The 3302-nt window shown below is 67.8% G+C and carries 4 protein-coding genes and 1 pseudogene; 2 read left to right on the forward strand and 3 right to left on the reverse strand.

Going from position 1 to position 3302, the window contains the following annotated elements; translation table 11 throughout:
* A pseudogene (locus VJ655_RS03570) lies at window positions 1-146 on the reverse strand (UDP-N-acetylenolpyruvoylglucosamine reductase); the annotation flags it as partial.
* A 151-nt stretch (window positions 147-297) separates the two neighbouring features.
* Window positions 298-1716, reverse strand: coding sequence for a UDP-N-acetylmuramate--L-alanine ligase (murC, locus tag VJ655_RS03575; RefSeq protein WP_324098333.1), 1419 nt, complete (start codon window positions 1714-1716; stop codon window positions 298-300).
* Between murC and VJ655_RS03580 the strand changes: the two genes are divergently transcribed.
* Together VJ655_RS03580 and VJ655_RS03585 are read left to right on the forward strand one after the other, a co-directional pair.
* Window positions 1715-2236, forward strand: a complete 522-nt coding sequence (locus tag VJ655_RS03580; protein ID WP_324098335.1) for a hypothetical protein — start codon at window positions 1715-1717, stop codon at window positions 2234-2236. The two genes, murC and VJ655_RS03580, sit on opposite strands and share 2 nt — an antisense overlap.
* A gap of 117 nt (window positions 2237-2353) precedes the next feature.
* Window positions 2354-2638 carry a hypothetical protein gene (locus VJ655_RS03585; RefSeq protein ID WP_324098337.1) on the forward strand — a complete coding sequence of 95 codons (285 nt, stop codon included), beginning with the start codon at window positions 2354-2356 and terminating at the stop codon, window positions 2636-2638.
* Window positions 2639-2766: 128 nt separating this feature from the next.
* Here VJ655_RS03585 and VJ655_RS03590 read toward each other — a convergent pair whose 3' ends face one another.
* Entirely contained in the window at window positions 2767-3078 is a 312-nt protein-coding gene (locus VJ655_RS03590; RefSeq protein ID WP_324098339.1) for a hypothetical protein, read from the reverse strand.
* Between the last annotated feature and the right edge of the window lie 224 nt (window positions 3079-3302).

The following is a 3302-nucleotide window of genomic DNA, read 5'->3' on the forward strand; positions in this document are numbered from 1 at the left end:
TTGAGGAAGTCCGACAGGTCCTGCTCGTCGGCCGGCAGGAACACCACGTCGGCCGGACCGCCGACCCGGAACCAGGTGAACGGCGCCAGGGCCTCGTCGATCAGCAGCTTGCCCCGGACGGCGGGGAGATGGGTCTTCCAGGTCATCGATGCGTCTCCCCTTCTCCCCTTGCGGGAGAAGGTGTCAGCCCTCGGCTGACGGATGAGGGGTTTCTCGGCGTCGCCACGCGACCCCTCATCCGGCCGCTGCGCGGCCACCTTCTCCCGCAAGGGGAGAAGGGAGGGATCGAGGCGGACTTCACTTCGCCAGGGCCTCGAGTTGCCCCGGCAGGGCGTAGGCCCAGCTGGTGATGTCGCCGGCGCCCAGCAGCACCACCAGGTCACCGCTCTGGGCCTCGGCCGCGATCAGGGCCGGCAGGGCGGCCGGGCTCTCCAGCGGCAGAGCGCGGCGGTGGCCGAACTTCTTGAGACCGTCGACCAGGTGGTCGCGATCGACGCCCTCGATCGGCTGCTCGCCGGCCGAATAGACGTCGGCGACGATCACCGTGTCGGCGTCGTTGAAGCAGCTTGAGAACTCGGTCATCAGGTCGCGCAGGCGCGTGTAGCGGTGCGGCTGGACCACGGCGACGACCTTGCCCTGCGTCACCGCCCGGGCGGCCTTCAGCACGGCGGCGATCTCGACCGGGTGGTGGCCATAGTCGTCGACCACGCGGATTCCGTTGGCGACGCCGGTGGTGGTGAAGCGGCGCTTGACCCCCCCGAAGCCGGCCAGGCCCCTGCGGATCGAGTCGGCGTCCACCGACAGCTCCCGCGCCACGGCGACGGCGGCGGTCGCGTTCAGCACGTTGTGGTGGCCGGCCATCGGCATCTTCAGGCCTTCATAGCGCACGACCTCGCCGTCGCGCGGCGAGACCACGATGTCGAACTTGGCGCCCTCGGGCCCCATCTCGATGTTCGAGACCCGAACCTCGGCCTGCGGATTGGTGCCGTAGGTGACCAGGCGGCGGTTCTCGATGCGCGAGGTCAGGGCCTGGACTTCCGGGTGGTCGGTGCAGACCGCCGCGAAGCCGTAGAACGGGATGTTCTCGATGAAGTCCTGGAAGCCCTTCTTGACCGCCTCGAAGTCGCCCCAGTGGTCCAGGTGCTCGGCGTCGATGTTGGTGACGATGGCCACGGTCGACTTCAGCTTCAGGAACGAGCCGTCGCTCTCGTCGGCTTCGACGACGATCCAGTCGCCCTCGCCAACCTTGGCGTTGGTGCCATAGGCGTTGATGATGCCGCCATTGACCACGGTGGGGTCCAGGGCGCCGGCGTCCAGTAGGGCCGCGACCATCGAGGTGGTGGTGGTCTTGCCGTGGGTGCCGCCGACGGCCACCGAGAACTGCAGGCGCATCAGTTCGGCCAGCATCTCGGCGCGGCGAACGAGCGGCAGGCGCTTGTCGCGGCCGGCGACCATCTCGGGATTGTCGGCCTTCACGGCCGTGGAATAGACGATGGCCGAGGCGCCCTCGACGTGGCTGGCGTCATGGCCGATGAAGATGCGCGCGCCCAGTTTTTCCAGCCGCTCGGTGTTGGCGCTGGCCTTGGCGTCGCTGCCCTGAACGGTGTAGCCGATACGCAGCATGATCTCGGCGATGCCGGACATGCCGATGCCGCCGATGCCGATGAAGTGCACGGGGCCAAGTTCGAAGGGTACGGGGCGTCGACGCTGGATCATGAAGAGCCGATTAGACCAATTCCGCGCGCCGCGAAACGCCCTCCTGGCCCTGTCGTTGTGGACAGCGCCGGCTCTGGCCCAGGCGCCCTCGCCCGCCCCGGCCCCGGCGCCGCTCAAGCTTCAGCTGGCCGATGTCGGCCGCTTCGCGACCTTCGCGGACATGACCAGCGTTCGATGGACTGGACGGACCGCCCAACTGCGCGTGCTGCAAGTCGCCGAGGGCGGCTTCAAGGCTGGCGCGGAGGAATTCTGGGGCGGTTGGCGTCACGAGATCATCGACTGCCAGGCCCGCACTATCGCCCACGCGGGCTTCTCCAGCATCCGGGCCGGCGGCCGTGAAGGCCCGCTGACCGGCGACCAGCGCTCCCCCGCGCCGCTGCCGGCGGGAAGCGCCGACGAGGCCGTGGCCAAGGTGGTGTGCGACGGCTGGCGGCCCTACGCCAAGGTCCCGGTGGCGACAACCGTGGCCGACGCGGTCAGGTTTGGCCGTCCGCTCATCGAGACCGGCGCCGAACCCTGAGAGAAGGCGAAGCTTCACCTTTGATAGAAATATCCATTTCACATCTTTAGATTGACTCGCCCGATCGCGGAGGCGGAAGCTCCCCGCAATCCTCATGCCGAGGATGGAGGGAGCAACATGAAGTCGAGCCTACGTTGGAAATCCGCGTGCGCCGCCGTCGCGACGATCGCTCTGTGCAACCTGCCCTTCGTGGCGTCGCCCGCGATGGCCAAGCCGCCGCTCTGCACCCAGTACGCCTGGACCCAATGCGACCCGCTCTATCCGCGCTCCACGCCGGAATGGTTCGCGTGCTTCGAGTACGAGTCGACCCTGGGCTGCCCGTGGTGGGACGGCTCGCTCACCGGCAAGAAGGCTCCGCCGGCGGTCAAGCTCGAGGACATGGAAGCCTTGGCCCGTCGGTAGCCGTCTGGACGCGGAGGGCCCAGCGCCGTCCGCGTCGCCGTTCCGCGGGCGAATATCGCGCCCAGAACGAAAAAAGCCTCCGCCGGCGGTCCCGGCGGAGGCTTTTTGTCTTGCGACGTAAGTGAGACTTACGCGCCGCCCGGGAAGCGGAACGGGACCTTGACCGAGCCGGTCTTGGCGCCCATCGGCAGCTTTTCGGCGATGCACATGGCGGCCTTGTCGAAGCCCTTGCCGGCCGCGCTGTTGTCGACGACCTTGCAGTCCGAGAGCTTGCCGTCGGCGGCGTTGCACTCGAGCATCACCTGGGCGGCGTCACGCGTGTTGGCGAACTGCTGCAGGCAGCGGCCCATCTGGTCTTCGAAGCCGCCGGCGGCCGAAGCGGCCTGAGCGACGAAAAGGCTGCCGGCGAGACCCGCGGCGATCGCGATCGAGAATTTCATGAAGCGCCATCCCTTGTTGGCGGACCAATCTGACGGGCGCTTTGTCGCAGAGAGGGGCTAACGAACGGCCAAGGTTCGCGGTTAATCATCTCTGAAAATGATTAATGGCGGAGCGGCGTCTTGGGGCCCGTCTTGGGGCCCGTCGAACCATAGTCCGGACGGGCCCGATTTCAAACCGTCATGCGCGGCGAGCCGTCCGCTCCACGAGGTCCGCCAGGTCCTCC

Source organism: Caulobacter sp. (genome assembly GCF_035254145.1).
Lineage (GTDB): Bacteria > Pseudomonadota > Alphaproteobacteria > Caulobacterales > Caulobacteraceae > Caulobacter.